At 67.8% G+C, this 15,646-nt stretch carries 14 protein-coding genes; all 14 read right to left on the reverse strand.

Features of this window, described 5'->3' with window-relative positions; genetic code table 11:
- Positions 1-8: 8 nt before the first annotated feature.
- Positions 9-569, reverse strand: coding sequence for an outer membrane beta-barrel protein (locus tag E7V67_017030; GenBank protein ID WUR11415.1), 561 nt, complete (start codon positions 567-569; stop codon positions 9-11).
- A 139-nt stretch (positions 570-708) separates the two neighbouring features.
- Positions 709-1,233, reverse strand: coding sequence for a hypothetical protein (locus tag E7V67_017035; GenBank protein ID WUR11416.1), 525 nt, complete (start codon positions 1,231-1,233; stop codon positions 709-711).
- Between the two features lie 114 nt (positions 1,234-1,347).
- On the reverse strand, positions 1,348-2,787 hold the full coding sequence (locus tag E7V67_017040) for an esterase-like activity of phytase family protein (protein ID WUR11417.1): 1,440 nt from the start codon (positions 2,785-2,787) through the stop codon (positions 1,348-1,350).
- Positions 2,788-2,866: 79 nt separating this feature from the next.
- A complete protein-coding gene (rbsD, locus tag E7V67_017045) occupies positions 2,867-3,259 on the reverse strand; it encodes a D-ribose pyranase (GenBank protein WUR11418.1) in 393 nt (130 codons plus the stop codon).
- Positions 3,256-4,152: a ribokinase gene (gene rbsK, locus E7V67_017050; protein WUR11419.1), complete on the reverse strand. Its 897-nt coding sequence runs from the start codon at positions 4,150-4,152 to the stop codon at positions 3,256-3,258. Before rbsK ends, rbsD begins: the two co-directional genes overlap by 4 nt.
- Positions 4,149-5,177, reverse strand: a complete 1,029-nt coding sequence (locus E7V67_017055) for a LacI family DNA-binding transcriptional regulator (GenBank protein ID WUR11420.1) — start codon at positions 5,175-5,177, stop codon at positions 4,149-4,151. Before E7V67_017055 ends, rbsK begins: the two co-directional genes overlap by 4 nt.
- Positions 5,178-5,190: 13 nt before the next feature.
- Positions 5,191-6,150: an ABC transporter permease gene (locus E7V67_017060; GenBank protein WUR11421.1), complete on the reverse strand. Its 960-nt coding sequence runs from the start codon at positions 6,148-6,150 to the stop codon at positions 5,191-5,193.
- Between the two features lie 19 nt (positions 6,151-6,169).
- Positions 6,170-7,729 carry a sugar ABC transporter ATP-binding protein gene (locus E7V67_017065; GenBank protein ID WUR11422.1) on the reverse strand — a complete coding sequence of 520 codons (1,560 nt, stop codon included), beginning with the start codon at positions 7,727-7,729 and terminating at the stop codon, positions 6,170-6,172.
- Between the two features lie 68 nt (positions 7,730-7,797).
- Positions 7,798-8,757: a sugar ABC transporter substrate-binding protein gene (locus tag E7V67_017070; protein ID WUR11423.1), complete on the reverse strand. Its 960-nt coding sequence runs from the start codon at positions 8,755-8,757 to the stop codon at positions 7,798-7,800.
- A gap of 291 nt (positions 8,758-9,048) precedes the next feature.
- Positions 9,049-9,420, reverse strand: a complete 372-nt coding sequence (locus E7V67_017075) for a hypothetical protein (protein WUR11424.1) — start codon at positions 9,418-9,420, stop codon at positions 9,049-9,051.
- Positions 9,421-9,452: 32 nt separating this feature from the next.
- Positions 9,453-9,890, reverse strand: a complete 438-nt coding sequence (locus tag E7V67_017080; protein ID WUR11425.1) for a DUF4345 domain-containing protein — start codon at positions 9,888-9,890, stop codon at positions 9,453-9,455.
- A 188-nt stretch (positions 9,891-10,078) separates the two neighbouring features.
- Complete coding sequence (locus tag E7V67_017085) at positions 10,079-12,310, reverse strand: S41 family peptidase (protein ID WUR11426.1); 2,232 nt, start codon at positions 12,308-12,310, stop codon at positions 10,079-10,081.
- Position 12,311: 1 nt separating this feature from the next.
- Entirely contained in the window at positions 12,312-13,466 is a 1,155-nt protein-coding gene (locus tag E7V67_017090; GenBank protein WUR11427.1) for a cupin domain-containing protein, read from the reverse strand.
- A 53-nt stretch (positions 13,467-13,519) separates the two neighbouring features.
- Positions 13,520-15,646, reverse strand: a complete 2,127-nt coding sequence (locus E7V67_017095; GenBank protein WUR11428.1) for a peptidase domain-containing ABC transporter — start codon at positions 15,644-15,646, stop codon at positions 13,520-13,522.

Here is a 15,646-nt window from a genome sequence, read left to right on the forward strand (position 1 = left end):
CTGCCCCATCAGTAATCGAAGCGCAGGCCCAGCTGCAGCAGCGAGTGCGACATGTGCGAGCGGCGCGTGGCCACCTTGCCGTAGCTGGCCACTTCGGCGGTGGCCGCCACGTGCGGCGTGAACGCATACTCGACACCCAGCGCCGCCATCGGTCTGACCTTGTGCGCCTTCTCGGTCGCATTGCCCGTCTCCGTCACTTCCAGCGTATTGCGCGCGACGCCGGCCTTGGCATACCAGGCGACCGACTCGCTCAAGGGCCGGCGCCAACGCGCCGCCACGTAGCTGGCGCCCGATTCGGCCGACGACGACCTGCCGTCATGGGCGAAGTCGGCATCCATCAGGCGCGCGTGGCCCGCTTCCACAGCCCAGTGCTCGTCGATGCGCCAGCCGGCATGCACGATGACGGGCGACTTGCGCTCCGACGGGCCGACCGATACGCCGCTGACGGGGTCCCGCCAGTGCTGCGAGCCGCGCGAGCCGGTGGCGATGCCGCCGTAGGCCTGCGCCAGCGCGGCCGATGTCGAGAGAGTGAGTACGAGCGCGAGGGCGCCCTTGGCGTAGCGATGCATGATGTCCTTTCACGTGCGCCGCGACCGGACGTTCCGGCCGCACGGCTTCGCCAGTGTAGGGATGCCGCGGATGCGGCGCATGTGCCGTTCGTCATGGGTGCCTGATACCAGGGGTCTCGATGGCCAGCGGTAGACTCGACTACCTGTTGGCCAAGCACCACTGCCCGTCCTTCTTCTCGACCAGCTCGTGCCCCGCCCATCGTTCCAGGGCTGGCAGCAAACCAGCTTGCGAGAAAAAGTACATGCTGTCGGACGGTTTGCCATTATCGGCCCAACCGTGGATGCGGTTGTTCCGATGTTCGGCACCACCGAAGGTGAATCTGACCGTGGCGCCGTTGCGCAACTTGAGGAACACGCCGTTGCGCAGAACGAAGCGGGTGACGTCGCCATCGTCGCTTTGCAGGTTGCTCTTCAAGACATCGAGCAGCGCGGCGATCCGCCCAGGGTCTTCGCTGACATGGCAGCCGGATGCCAGCAAGGTCGTTTCCGTTGGCGCTTTCCTGTAGAAGACGCCCGATGGCGTCAGGGCGATCCTTGCGCTCACCACCTCGGCAGCATCGGGGATCAACTTCGCGACGTCCACGCCTTGCGCGCTTGCCGCGCCGGCGTTGAAGGCCAGTGCGATGGCGGCGCTCCCGACGCGCCAGGTTCGATGGATCGGCATACCTACCTTACTCAGTGAAAAATAAAGCATAGCATGCCGACCCCAGGGAAATTCTCGCCAAATATCCCGGTCATCCGCGCACGGACAACTCACGTGGCCGCAGGCTGAACGGCCTTACTGCACGTTCAGCGGCGCCGGCAAGCGCACCAGGATGAACTCGTCGTCATCCGGCCGGTTGCGCTTGCGCGAGCCGGAGCCGCCCGGGTAGTTGTTGTCGTTGACAAGCATCAGCGTGGAGCGATCGACGATGCGCACCGCTTCCACGCACTCCATCGGGAACGTGAAGATGCCGTCGATGGTGGCGGCGCCGCCCAGCTTGCGCGGGTCGGCGATGCGCATCAGGTCCACCACCAGTTCCTTGACCAGGTAGCCGTTCGCATCGACCTTGTTCAGGTCGATCTTGTAGACCTTCTTGACCCTGGCCGCGACCCGGTCGGCGCCGCTGGCCGGGAAGCCGGCACGGGCGTCGCCAGCGCCGCGGTCCTTCTCGACGACCAGGAATTCGTGATCGTTGATGGCCGTCATGTCGTTGACGCTGAAGATCTCCGGCACCGTGGCGCCGGCGGCATTGACGTAGCTGCCCGCATCCACGCGATACGAATACGCGACCGGCAGGTAGGCGTTGCTGGCGATGTCGAACACGTTCAGGATGCGGCGCTGCGGATCGGTATCGGTGCTCAGGTCCTTTTCCAGCAGCGTGTAGATACGCGTACGGGCCGGGTTGATCGTCATGCTCTCGAAGCCGCCGGAGTTGGGCAGGTTCGGCGCGGCGCTGCCCAGGGTGGGATTGCTCGGCGATTGAATGAACGGATTGCCGCCCAGTTTGAGCGTGTTCGGCAGCGGCACGGCCTTGGCCAGTACCTTGCCGGTGCGGTCGGTCTTGACGAGGAAGGGGCCGAACTCGTCGCCGAACCAGAAATTGCCGTCGGCGTCGATGACCATCGATTCCAGGTCGAGGTCACCGCCCGTCAGCAGGCGGCCCGCCTTGATCGCCGGGTCCACCGGCAGTACCGCGCCGGACTGCGTGGTGCCCGGGTAGTTGGCGCCATCGGCCACGATGGCGAAGCCCAGTTTGCGGTCCGGGTCGCGCAGGCGCATATGGCTGTTCGCATCGAAGCCGGCCAGGTTGTCGCAAGTGGTGAAGTTCGCCGGCGAGACCTTGCCGGACACCCAATCGGGCTTCATCGCGTACACGTGCAGCAGCGCGTTCGGCGAGGCCGGCTTGCTGCCGAAGCCATTGTCCTGCATGACGTAGAAGCAGCCGGCGGCCGGACCGTTGGCCAGCGCCGAGAAGCCCTGCATCGGCTGCTTGTTGGCGAACGGCAGCGTGTAGCCGTAGGTCGCGGTGGCGCTGGTGTAGTCGGCGCCGCTGATGTAGTTGCCGCTGGTGGGGCCATCGACATAGGAGTCGGCCGGCAGGCTGGCGAAGCCGATCAGCGTGGGAACGGCGACCGGCTCCGAACCGGCCGGCCCGTCGCCGCCGCAGGCGGCAAGCGTCATGGCGACAATGGCGGAGAGGATGATGGACGATGTGCGCAGTGTCGGCTGTTGCATGGTCACGATTGGTAGTTCACGGACCGTGCAGTCTAGGGCCGGGGCATGACGGTGTGATGACAGCCGCCCTGGTTTACGGTCAGAACACCACGCCCGCCACCAGGATGATGTTGGCGTACGGCGTGCATTCGCCGGTGCGCACGATGGCACGCGCGCTTGCGGTGAGGCGCTTGAACTCGTCGTGCGGCACGCTGTCGCGTCCCGGCAGGCCAAGCGCGGCGATCCCCGCGGCCACCTTCATATTCTTGGCGGCCAACTCGTCGGCCAGCACGTGACGCTCGACCTGCATCTCGGCCAGCACCGTGGTCAAGGTCTGCAGGAAGCCTGGCACGCCATGCGTCAACGCCAGGTCGATCACCGGCACGCCAGGGGGCACGGGCAGGCCGGCATCGCCGATGACGACCATGTCGCCATGGCCCAGCGAGGCGATCAGCCGCGACAGCGCGATATTCAGGACAGGGCCTTTTTTCATGTGGGTTCCAGCTCGTTCAGGTAAGGGATGGAAGTCTGGGCGCCGTGGCGCGTGACGCCGATGGCGGCGGCGCGCTGGCCCAGGTCGATGGCGCTGGCGGGATCGGCGCCGCCCGCCAGCGCGGCGACGAAGCCACCGATGAAGGTGTCGCCGGCGGCCGTGGTATCGACCGCCGTGACGGCGCGCGCGGGGCAGTCGCGGCTGCCGTCCGCCAGCGCCGCGTGCACGCCCTGCGCGCCCAGCGTGACCAGCACGTTGCGGCAGCCCATGGCCCGGAGGGCGGCGGCGCTGCCCGCATGGTCGTCGGACGCGGCGGCACCGAGCAGCATGGCGGCTTCGATCTCGTTCGGCACCAGGTAGTCCACCTGGGCCAGCAGGCCCGCCGGCAGGCGCGCGGCCGGCGCCGGATTGAGCACCACCGTCTTGCCCATGCCGTAGGCCGTGGCGATCGCGTGGCGCACCGTGTCCAGTGGCGTTTCAAGCTGCAGCACGACGATGCTGGCGCGCGCCAGCAGCGGCAGCGCGGCATCGATGTGCGCCGGGGTCAGCTGGTCGTTGGCACCGCCGGCGATGACGATGCTGTTCTGGCCGTCCGCATCGACCAGGATCGAGGCGACGCCGGTCGCCACGCCCGGCAGCACGCTGACGTGGTCGACGTCGATGCCGTCCGCGGCCAGCGCCGCGCGCAAGGTCGCGCCGAACGCATCGTCGCCGACGCAGCCGATCATTGCCACTGCGCTGCGGCCGAGGCGGGCGCAGGCCACGGCCTGGTTGGCGCCCTTCCCGCCCGGGATGGTGCGGAAGGCGCCGCCGCTCAGCGTCTCGCCCGGCAGGGGCATGCGCGGCACGCGCAGGACGAGGTCCATATTGATGCTGCCGATGACGACGATCATGGCTTGGTTCCTGGTGAAGTAGTCGAGGATGGGTGGGCGCCGGCCACGCTGGAGCCGCGCACGTTGAGCACGGGGACGATGCGGCGCCGCTGCGGCGGCTGCTCCGGCGTGGCGATGCGTTCGAGCAGGCAGGTCGCCGTGATGTTGCCCAGCGCGCGCGTGCCCTGCGACACGCTGCTCAGGGGCGGATGGACGAACTGGGCCAGGTCGATATCGTCGAAGCCCACCACGGCCAGCTCGGCCGGCACCGCGATGCCCAGTTCGGCGGCGGCGCGCAGCGCGCCGATCGCCATCATGTCGTTACAGCAGAACAGCGCGTCGGGACGCTGGCCGGCCGGCCGCGCCAGCAGGCGCAAGGCCGCCGCGTAACCGCCGGCGCTGCTGAAATCGGCCGTCTCGCACAGGCTGTCGTCGAGCGTGCCGCCCAGTGCGCGGCGCAGGCCGGCGATCCGCTGCTCGGACACTTCGAGCTCGCGCGGGCCGCCGATGCAGCCGATGCGTGCGCGGCCCAGCGCCAGCAGGTGCTGGCCGGCCAACTCGCCGCCGGCCAGGTTGTCGACGCCGACCACGTCGTACTCCAGCCCTTCCGGCGCGCGGTCGATGAATACGGCCGGCACGCGCCGCTGGCGCAGCAGTTCGGCGTCCGTCTGCGCCAGCGCCGCCATGATCAGGCCATCGCAGCGCTTGGTCAGCAGTACGTTCAGGTAGTCGCGCTGCTTGGCCGGATCGTCGTCCGAATTGCACAGGATGACGCTGTAGCCGGCCGCCCAGCAGGTGTCCTCGATGCCGCGCGCCACCTCCGAAAAGTACGGGTTGCTGTTGTTCGGAATGATCATGCCGATCGTGCCCGTGGTCTGGCTGCGCAGCGAGCGCGCCAATGCGCTGGGCACGTAATGCAGCGCCGCGGCGGCGGCCAGCACGCGCGCGCGCGCGGCCGGGCTGACCGGGCGGGTGTCGTTCAGCACATGCGAGACGGTGGTGTAGGACACCCCGGCCGCCTGCGCCACTTCCTTGATGGTTGCCATGTTCGGTTACACGTCAGGCGCGTTCGCCGCGGCGGCGGTAGGTGTCCAGCACCACGGCGGCGACGATCACCAGCCCCGTGACGATGCGTTTCATCGGCTCGCTGACGCCGATCTGCGCCAGGCCGGCCTCCAGCACCGAGATGATCAGCACGCCGATGAAGGTGGCGTAGACGGAGCCGCGTCCGCCCATCAGGCTGGTGCCGCCGATGACGACGGCGGCGATCACCTGCAGCTCCATGCCGACACCGCCGTTCGGGTCGGCCGCTTCCAGGCGCGACACCTGGAACAACGCGCCCAGGCCGGACAACAGGCCCATCAAGGCGAACACCAGGATCTTGGCGGGCCGCGGGTTGATGCCGGACAGGCGCACCGCTTCCTCGTTGGTGCCGATGCCGATCCACTGGCGCCCCAGCACCGTCTTGGTCAGCACCAGCTGGCCGATGACGGTCACCGCGATGGCGGTCAGGAAGGCCGGCGACATGCCGAGGAAGATCGGCGCGCTGATGCCGTCCACGGCGCTGCCGATGTATTCGGTGCGCGAATCGGTGACCTGGTAGGCGGCGCCGCGTGCCATCTCCAGCACGCCCAGCGAGACGATGAACGACGGGATGCGCCAGTGGACCGAGATCATGCCGGTGACCAGGCCGCACAGCGCGCCCACCAGCAGGCCAAGCAGGCTGGCCAGGTAGACCGGCCAGCCCCAGCGCACCGTCGCCATCGACAGGAACGAGGCCGCGAGCGCCATCACGGAACCGACCGACAGGTCGATGCCGCCGACGATCAGGATGAAGGTCATGCCGACCGCCATCACGACCAGGGTCGGGATGTCGTTGGCCAGCGTGCCGAGGGTGGAGAGCGTCAGGAAGTTCTCGCTCAGGTAGGCGAACAGGCAGCACATCAGTACCAGCGCGCCGATCAGGCCCGCGTAGTTCTTCAGGTCGGCCATGCCGCGTTTCAGGTAGGTAGTAGGCATAGTTCTCTCCCGCGGCGTGTCAGGCCGCGGCGGTGGAATGATCGGAAGGGGCGGCACCGCCCTGCGTCAGGTAGCCGCTGAAGGCTGCGGCCAGCAGCTGGTCCTGGCTCCAGGCGCCGCGCTCGAAGGTATCGGCGATGCGGCCCGCGCTCATCACCGCGATGCGGTCGCAGATCAGCATCAGTTCGCGCAGGTCGCTCGAGACGATGACCAGTCCCTTGCCCTGGCGTGCCAGGTCGGCGAGCACGTTGTAGATGTCGAACTTGGCGCCGATGTCGATGCCGCGGGTAGGCTCGTCGAACAGCATCACCGGGCAGTCGCGGTGCAGCCAGCGCGCGATCACGACCTTCTGCTGGTTGCCGCCGGAGAGTTCACCGACGGCCTGCTGGCCGTCGCGCGAGCGCACACCCAGCTTGCGGATGTAGTCGCCGGCCAGCGCGTGTTCCGCGCCATGGTCGATCCAGCCGGCCGTGCTGACCGCGCCCAGCGTGGCCAAGGTCGTGTTGACGGCAATCGACTGGCGCAGCAGCAGGCCCTGCCCCTTGCGGTCCTCGGTGACCATGGCGATGCCGGCGCGGACGGCGGCCCCGGGCGAGTCGAGGCGCGCCGGCGCGTCGTCCGCCCCGACGATTACGTGGCCGGAATCGGCCCGGTCGGCACCGAAGATCAGGCGCAGCAGCTCGGTGCGGCCCGAGCCGACCAGCCCGGCGATGCCGAGGATTTCGCCGGCGCGCAGGTCGAACGAGGTCGGGTGCACGACCCCAAGCCGGCCCAGCTCGCGCACGCGCAGCAGCGGCGCGCCCAGCGTGCGACCGGACAGGTCGATCTCGGCGTCGGCCGCGCGGCCCACCATCAGGCGCACCAGGTCGGCGCTGCTGTAATCGCCGATGGCGTCGTCGCAAACCAGTTCGCCGTCACGCAGCACGGCGATACGGTCGGCCACGCGCTTCAGTTCTTCCAGGCGGTGCGAGATGTAGACGATCGCCACGCCGGCCGCCTTCAGCCGCGCCACCTGCGCGAACAGCAGTTCGACCTCGCGATGGGTCAGCATGGCGGTCGGCTCGTCCAGCACCAGCAGGCGGCATTCGCCGATCAGGTTGCGCGCGATCTCGATCATCTGCTGGTGGCCGATGCCCAGCTCCCCGACCGGCTTCCACGGATCGATGTCGGCCAGGCCGACCTTGGCCATCTGCGCGCGCGCGTCGCGCTCCAGCCGGCCCCGGTCGATCCAGCCGAAGCGATGCGGCAGCTGGTTCAGGTACAGGTTCTCGGCCACCGACAGGGTCGCAATCAGGTTCAGCTCCTGCATCACCATGCGGATGCCGAGCGCCTCCGCCTCGGTACGGGAGGCCGGCCGGTACGGCGCGCCATCCAGCAGCATGGCACCCTGCGTGGCCGGCTCCAGGCCGCAGATGATTTTCGACAGCGTGCTCTTGCCGGCGCCGTTCTCGCCGGTCAGGGCCAGCACTTCGCCGCCGCGCACGGCCAGCGACACGTCGCGCAGCACCGGCTCGACATAGGTCTTGCCGATGCCGGCCAGCGTCAGCAGCGCGGCGCCCGCGCTTGGATCTGGGGTCATACGGAACTCTCGGAACAGAGGGAAATGATGCGCACCGGCGCGGTGACGTCACCGCGCCGGCGGGAGGCTTACTTGCTGTCCTTGTTGACCAGTGCGACCTTGGTTTCGACCAGGCCGCCCAGCGTGGCCTGGGTCTTCTTCTCGGCCAGCGCCTTCAGCACGGTCTCGATGCCGAACACGGCCTGCTGCGAGCCGAACTGGTCGACGGTGGCCAGCACGCGGCCATCGGCCAGCATCGGCTTGATCGCGTTGATGTTGTCGTAGCCGATCACCTTCACCTTGCCCAGCTTGCCGGCCGCCTTGATGGCGGAGACGGCGCCGATCGCCATATTGTCGTTCCCGCACAGGAACGCGGTGATCTTCGGATTGGCGTTCAGCATGGCGGCAGCCACCGTATTGCCCGGGGCAATTTCCCACTGGCCGGACTGCACGCCGACGACCTTGGCGCCGGCGGCCTTCATCGCGTCCTGGAAGCCCAGGGTGCGCTGCTGCGCGTTGTACGTCGTCGAGACGCCCTCGATGATGCCGACCTGGTCGCCGGCCTTGAGCTGCTTGGCCAGGAAATCGCCGGCCAGCTTGGCGCCCTTGCGGTTGTCCGGCCCGACGAACGGCACCGTGATGCCCTTCTCCTTCAGCGCCGCGTCGTCCAGCTTGTTGTCGATATTGACGACGATGACCCCGGCGTCCACCGCCTTCTTCAGCACCGGCACCAGCGCCTTCGAATCGGCCGGTGCGATCACCAGCGCATTGACCTTCGAGACGATCATCTGCTCGACCAGCTTGATCTGGGCCGACGTATCCGTTTCGTCCTTGATCCCGTTGGCCAGCAGGTCGTACTTGGCGGCGTTGGCCTTCTGATGCGCCTTGGCGCCGTTTTCCATCGTCAGGAAGAACTCGTTGGCCAGGGATTTCATCACCAGCGCCACTTTCGGTTTGGCGGCGGTTTGCGCCATGGCGGGCGCGGCGGGCAGCGCGCACAGCAGGGCGGCGGCGGCGATCAGTTTCAGGCGGGTGCGGGCGGTATTCATGGTCGTCTCCTGGCTTGCAAGCGCCTCAGTGGGGAGCTTGTCGGGCATCTATCGGGTAAAAACTGGGGGCGCAAACGTTTGCGAGTTGAATAATAGATCAGCTACCGGCTATTGAAAAGTGCTTTTCATGAAATGATGGGCCCTGCGAGCTGGACAGCTCAGGCCCTTGGGTGCCTGGCGCGTAATACCCGGCGGAGCTACGCTGTTGATCCGTACGATCCAGACGGCGACCTGACCAGGCGCGCATCCCGGACAACTACATCCAGCCGGAACTGATCCGGCTGCTCGAAATCAGGGCCGGCCGTTGCCTGCGGCCGTCGCAAGAGCGACCGTGCGGGACTTCACCTGGATTTCGTCATCGATGGCCAACTCCTCGATCCGCCTGCTCACGGTCGCGACATCCTTCTCGGTGGCGCCGCCTTCAAAGCGAAGCTCGATCATGACGCAGCCGGGACTTGCGACGGAGTTCATTTCGATGACTCCGTTGAGCCGTGTCAGCGCACGCTGGGCCGGCTCGACCAAGGGCTGCACCAGGCGCTCCGGGAATTGTTCACTCACGAGGAAACGGACTGCCACCACCGCGTCCGCCGGCCGGGTGTCGGACGCGCTTGCACTACCCGCAAGTAGCACGGCCGCCAGGGCAATCGCTGCAGGGTGTCGCATTGCATACCTGCTGCCAGGCGCCGCACGCCCGCTCATGGTCTAGCCGCCAGACCGGCATAGCCGCGGTTCAACGCGGCACCGGAGACCTGGGCGGCGACACGGGCTTGCCAATAGACGAACAACGGCGCCCCAACGATTTCCAGGGCCGTGAACGCGATGAAAGGCGCCGGCGGCCAACCCGCGAATCCCATCGAGAGCACGCGGCCGACGCCACCGAGGAAAATCATGCCCCACAGGACACGGAACAGGATGCCCTGCGATTCGATGCGCGGCACCAGCCACAGGACCGCGCAGCCCACGCCCAGCCAGACGCCACTCAGGAAGCGCAGATTGCTGTCGAGGACAGGCGCGTCGGGAATGCCGAGCGATGCGTACAAGGGATCGCTCAAGCCCATCATGCCGACCAACCCGGTGCCAAACGGCACCAGGCCCAGGAGCGCCGTCACCACCTGCAAAGCCTTTTTCGTCATGCATGCCTCATCGCTGGTACATGGGGTCGATCGAGCGCCGGTGTCCCGCAATGGACAGCAATGCCGGCCAGCCGGTCCGGTGCCGGCACCTGCGCGCAACATCCGCTCGAGCCAGCCGCCATCATACACGCGGATGCGCGGCCACCCAAGCGGCCATGCGGGGCGAAACGCCGGCGCGCACGGCGCGCTCACTCGCCGTCCAGCACCCGCAGCGCGCGCGCCAGCACTTCGTCCCTGCCGGCGCGCAGTCCGACGAAGGTGGGCGACGCGGGCACGTGTGGCTGCAAGCCCACGCGCTGCAACTGCCGCCCGTCGGCATGCACGACTTCGAGACCGGAAAACGAGACGGTCACCTTGCCCGGCAGGACGACATGACGCAAGTCGCCGTCGGCACCGACGGTGGGGCTGCCGACGAACGTTACCGCGCTCGCCGCTTCCAGCAGCAAGGCGGTATGCTCGGCCTGGCTCATGGTGCGTTCATCGATCAGCACGACGACCTTGCCGTTGTAGCGCGGTCCAGGCCAATTGTCGACGCCCTGGCTGCGCTCGAGCCGCATGCGCCCACCCCCGGCGACGCCGGTGACGAAGGTTTCGTACAGCCGCAACGCGCCAGCCGCGCCATGGGCCAGGCGCGGCGCGATCGACCACGCGGTCTGGCGCGGATAGCCACGCAGGTCGAAGATGACGGCCCTGGTCGTACCGATCGTGTCGAACATCGACGCGACCTCCGAGCGCTCCAGCCGATCGAGATCGACATACCCGACATTGCCCGGCAAGATCCGCACGGCGTCGCCGGCCGGTCGCTGCGGCCGCTCGTCATCGATGCGCCGGCGCGGCAGGGCGAATTCCCTGACCGCCCCTTCGCGCGCCACCCGCAGCAGCGCGACCGAACCTTCCGGACCCGCGGTCAGCCACTCGAGCGCCGTGCGCAGGCCGCCGGCCGCGGTGGACGCCGAAACCTGGGGCAGCAGTTCGTCGAGCCGCTGACGTACGCCGACGCCGTCGATGGCCAGCAGCTCGTCGCCAGCCAGCAGACCGGCCGCGGCGGCAGGGTCGTCGGCGAAGCCGGTCACCGCGATGCGGCCCTCGACCTGCGCCAGCCGCACGCCGGGTTGTGCCCTGCCGCGCGCCGTGTCGAGGGCGCGGCTGAACACCCGCACATGGCTGTCGCCGGCGGCGGCCGCCATGCGCTGCAGCGCCAGGCCATAGGCGAGTTCCGTGTCGGCGGCCGCCATGCCTTTCAGGCAGCGCAGCAGCGCTTCATCCCAATCGCCGGGGAACAGGCGGCGCGCCGGATGCGCCATGTCCAGCGCTGCCCATAATTCGATGGCGGCCGCCTGGCGCCACTGCGGCGGCGGCAGGCGCGGCCCGTCCCGGCCCTGCCGCACGACCGCTAGCGGCAGCCCGCCCGGCTGCGCCGCCGCCACCCGGCGCGAAGGACGCGACAGGGTCCGATAGGCCGCCCGCACGGCGGCGCTGCCGATGCCGCTCTCCGTCGCGGCCGGCACCGTGCCGTCGACCTTGCAGGGAACGAGACCGGCCGAGTCGACCAGGCTGCCGGCGCTGAACTCGACGCGCAACGCCCCCACGCGCAGCAGGCGTGACGGCCCGCACCGGCTGCGGCTGCCGGCGGGTGCCAGCAGTACTGCCTGGCCGCGCCGTTGCAGTGCCAGCGCCACCGCTGGCACTGCCGCCACATCGTCCACCAGGAAGGCGAGCGCTCGCCTGGCGGCGCCCGCCACCGGCACCAGGCGCGACGACTCCAGTGTCAGCAAGCCGCCGTGCAGCGCGGCGCCACCGCCGGTGCCCGCCAGCGGTCTTGTTCCGGCGGCGAACCGGTACTGCTCGGCGGGCAGCACGAGCGGGCCGTCGACGACGCGGGCGGCCATGGCGCTCAACGCATCGGCCGTTTCCCCCATGTCCCACGCCACGGCGCGCAGGTCGACAACGACGCGCCGCGCCGGACCAAGCTGGTCGAGCGCGGCGCGCCACCGGGCCGGATCGGGCGCGCGCCCGGCGTGCAGGTGCAGCAGCGCGGTATCAGGCGCCAGCCATTCGATCAAGGGCGCCGCCGCCGGCCAGGGCACGAACGACACATCGCGCCGGGTCCACAGTCGCACACCCGGATCGTGCAGGGGAGCCATCAGCCGGCGCACGCCCTGCTCCAGTTGTGCCGGCGTGCTGGCATCGAGCAGTGCCGGCATGGCGTCGGCCAGCGCCGCATCCCAGGCCACCTCGCCACCCGCCAGCGCGGGGTGCAGCGAACCGACGTCGCGCCACAACCTGGCGATGCCGAGCAACTCCTCGTCGGTCGGCGCGGCCGCGACCGGACCGCCGGCGCAGGACAGTGCGAGGCCGGCCATGGCTGCCAGCGCGCGGAGCCGGCCGGCCGGCGCACGCGCCTGGCGCCGCGCGCGCATGCTATTGCTCCCCCAGCGCGAGCGACACGCATGCCGCGATATCGCGGCGCATCAGGTCGTCCAGTGCCAGGCGCAGTTCGCTTCTGCCGATGTCGCCGTGCGCCGCCCGCAATGCGTCGAAGCTCAACGGCTGCGCCGCCGCGGCCAGTGTGCGGATCAGCGCCGGCCCGTGCGGACTGGCGCCGACATGGGTCCCGTTCAATGTGCGCGCCGTGCGTGCCGCATCGGCACCGAAGCGCGAATTGATCGTATAGTGGCCGGCCTCGATATCGGCGCACAGGCTGGCGCGAAACTCGCGCGCCACATTGAACGGCGAGGCGACCCGTTCGACATCGACCTGGTGACGCACGTATTGTGCGAAGCTGTCTTCGGAAAACAGCGCCGCGCAGAGCTCCTCGCGCGCTTGCGCGATCGTCTGCTGGCCAGTGCTGTCGTGCCGCACGGCCCGGCGGCACGACAGCTGTTGTGGCAGCAGATGCTTCACTGCCCACGTCACGTAGTCGGCCACGGTGTGGGGGTGCGTGCCGATGGCCACATGGAACGTCTCTTCCTGCAGCGGTATCGCGGTATGCCACCACCCGCGCGGGATGTACAGCACGTCGCCGGCGTGCAGGATCTCGTCGATGACGGGCTGCGGCGGACATTCGTGCTTGTGGTGCAGGCTGGTCTGTCCGCTCAGCGGCAGCGGGAAGGTCGGTTCATACACAAGCCAGCGCTTGCGGCCGATCAGCTGCAGCGCGAATACGTCGTGCGTGTCCCAGTGATTGCCGAACGTCTCCTTGTCGCCGAACGAGATGTAGCCGTTGGCCACCGCCGGGGCACCAGCGAATCGCGCCACCTGGTTGCACAGCGCGCGGATCGGTGGCGAGACGCCCTCGATCCGGTTGTAGATGATCGACGCGCCTTCCTCCAGCATCGCGCTCAACAGCGGCTTGATGATGCGATGGCGGATCACGCCAAGCTCCACGCAGGTCTCGGTATAACGGGATTCGTCCACGAAGCCGTCCTTGTGCACCCGGATGTTGGCGTTGCTGGTCTCGCCCACGTACAAGGCGCGATCGATCTCGCTCCAGTCGATCGCGCCCGCTGCCAGGGCGCCCCGGTGGATGAACGGTCGCTGCTCAAAATACTCGCTGAAAAACTGCTCTCTCGACAAGCCAAAATCCAACACGATATGTTTCCTCAAAGGTGATCCCGTGGCCAAGCGGCTCAGGCGGTCTGCATCTGCAGCGGGGTGAAAGACGAGACCACGGTGCCGCGATCGATCGTCAGAATCCGGTCGGCCGAAGCGATCGTCTCCGGCCGGTGGGCGATGATAATGCGGGTCATCTTCAGGGCCGCGACGGCCTCGTTGACCTGCTTCTCGCGCAACACGTCGAGATGGCTGGTGGCTTCGTCCAGGAACAGGATGCGCGGCCGCTTGTAGAGCGCGCGCGCCAGCAGGACACGTTGCTTCTGCCCGCCAGACAGCACAGTGCCCATGTCGCCGACCAGCGTATTGAAGCCCATCGGCATGGCCTTGATATCGTCCAGCACCGCCGCCACGGCGGCGCACTGCTCCACCCAGTGCATGTCGACTTGCGCGTCGAAGAAACTGATGTTGTCGCGGATCGATCCGGCGAACAGCACGTCGTCCTGCAACACGGTCCCGACCATCGCGCGAAACGCATCCATGCCGACCTGGCGCACATCGTGGCCGCCCACGGCAATGGTACCTTCCTGGGCCGGAACGATTCCCAGCATCACGCTCATCAGCGTGGACTTGCCGCAGCCCGATGGTCCGACGATCGCCACGGATTCCCCCGCATCGATGTCCAGGTCGACGCCGTTCAGGACCCATGGCTCCTGCTCGCCGTAACGAAACTTGAGGCCCCGCACCCGCAGCGAGGGATCGAGCACGGTCTCGTGTTCGCTCACGCCTCCCGCGTCCTCGGGCTCCGTCAGCACGATGTCGCCCAGGCGCTCGCCCTGCAGCTGCAGCATGCGGAATTCCAGCAGCTTGTCGATCAGCGAACTGGACCGATCGATGAACTGTGCCTTATAGGCGAGGAAGGCGACCAGGATGCCGACGCTGAAAGCCCCGTCCATCACATACATCGCTCCCAGTGCCGTCAGGAACAGACCTTCCAGGCCGAAGCCGATACCATTGACCACCCTGAAATACAGATTCAGTTTTTGTACGCGCAGGCCCGCATTGATCTCGTTGGTGACGAGCGACAGCCAGGATGCGCGCCGCTGGTCGTGTTTCGAAAACAGCTTGATCGCCTTGACCCCGCGAATGGTCTCGAGAAAGTGGGTATTCTGCTTGGCGGCGCTGATGATCTCCTTCTCGCTGGCGCTGCGAGTCGGATAGTACCAAGCCCAGCGAACCGCGCCATACAGGGCGACGGCGACGACGCACACCGCCGTCATCGCCGCGCTGTAGTACAGCATCAGGCCCAGCGTGATCAAGGCCATCAGGCCATCGAGCACCGCTTCCAGGAACGAGGTGGTGAGGGTACGCTGGATCTGGTCGGCGGCACCGAAGCGCGACACGACATCGCCCAGTGTGCGCTTTTCAAAGTACTGCAGGGGCAAGCGGACGAGATGAGTAAAGATGTTCGAGCGCCATTGCAGCCGGATCGACGTCGACATGTACATGATGATCCACGAGCGCATCGTGCTGATGGCAACTTGCAGAACGAGCAGCAGGCCGAACCCCAGGGTCAGCAGATACAGCAACGGCTTGTCGTGCGACATCAGCACATCATCGATAATCACCGTCATGAAATAGGGGCTGATGAGGGAAAAGACCTCGAGCGCCAATGCCAGCAGCAGGATCTGCACCGCGGAGCTGCCAAGTCCGTGCACCGAGCCGATCAGGTCGCGCATCCGCACGGCCGGCGCCGGCGGTTCACGACGGAACTGCGGATTCGGCCACAATTCCAGCGCGACCCCCGTGAACGACTTGGACACCTCGGCCAGCGTCAGGCGGCGCTCGCCGAACGCCGGGTCGAGAACGGTCGCACCCTGGGCGCTAACGGAGGTCAACACGACGAAATGGTTGAAGTTCCAGTGCAGGATGCACGGCAGGCGCAGTTCCCCCAGGTCCTCCAGGTCGAGCCGCAGCGGCCGCGTGCCAAGGTCGACCTTGGTGGCGATCTGCACCAGGTGCGCCAGCGCCGCGCCCTTGAGCGATACCGAGAACCGGCTGCGCATTGCCGCCAGATCGACCTGGTTGCCATAATGGTTGAGTATCATGGTCAGGCAGGCCAGTCCGCACTCGGCCGCCTCGATCTGCAGCACCAGCGGCACCTTGGGAGATCGCCCGAAGTTCAATTTGTCAGTCAATACCAT

The organism is [Empedobacter] haloabium, assembly GCA_008011715.2.
GTDB classification, from domain to species: domain Bacteria; phylum Pseudomonadota; class Gammaproteobacteria; order Burkholderiales; family Burkholderiaceae_D; genus Rugamonas; species Rugamonas haloabia.

What these genes read in the sequence shown, in the direction of transcription:
- E7V67_017070 (WUR11423.1), bottom strand. Translation starts at nt 8,757, where the DNA reads ATGAATACCGCCCGCACCCGCCTGAAACTGATCGCCGCCGCCGCCCTG.
- E7V67_017095 (WUR11428.1), bottom strand. Translation starts at nt 15,646, where the DNA reads ATGGTATTGACTGACAAATTGAACTTCGGGCGATCTCCCAAGGTGCCG.
- E7V67_017085 (WUR11426.1), bottom strand. Translation starts at nt 12,310, where the DNA reads ATGCGCGCGCGGCGCCAGGCGCGTGCGCCGGCCGGCCGGCTCCGCGCG.
- rbsK (WUR11419.1), bottom strand. Translation starts at nt 4,152, where the DNA reads ATGATCGTCGTCATCGGCAGCATCAATATGGACCTCGTCCTGCGCGTG.
- rbsD (WUR11418.1), bottom strand. Translation starts at nt 3,259, where the DNA reads ATGAAAAAAGGCCCTGTCCTGAATATCGCGCTGTCGCGGCTGATCGCC.
- E7V67_017055 (WUR11420.1), bottom strand. Translation starts at nt 5,177, where the DNA reads ATGGCAACCATCAAGGAAGTGGCGCAGGCGGCCGGGGTGTCCTACACC.
- E7V67_017040 (WUR11417.1), bottom strand. Translation starts at nt 2,787, where the DNA reads ATGCAACAGCCGACACTGCGCACATCGTCCATCATCCTCTCCGCCATT.
- E7V67_017030 (WUR11415.1), bottom strand. Translation starts at nt 569, where the DNA reads ATGCATCGCTACGCCAAGGGCGCCCTCGCGCTCGTACTCACTCTCTCG.
- E7V67_017035 (WUR11416.1), bottom strand. Translation starts at nt 1,233, where the DNA reads ATGCCGATCCATCGAACCTGGCGCGTCGGGAGCGCCGCCATCGCACTG.
- E7V67_017080 (WUR11425.1), bottom strand. Translation starts at nt 9,890, where the DNA reads ATGACGAAAAAGGCTTTGCAGGTGGTGACGGCGCTCCTGGGCCTGGTG.
- E7V67_017060 (WUR11421.1), bottom strand. Translation starts at nt 6,150, where the DNA reads ATGCCTACTACCTACCTGAAACGCGGCATGGCCGACCTGAAGAACTAC.
- E7V67_017065 (WUR11422.1), bottom strand. Translation starts at nt 7,729, where the DNA reads ATGACCCCAGATCCAAGCGCGGGCGCCGCGCTGCTGACGCTGGCCGGC.
- E7V67_017075 (WUR11424.1), bottom strand. Translation starts at nt 9,420, where the DNA reads ATGCGACACCCTGCAGCGATTGCCCTGGCGGCCGTGCTACTTGCGGGT.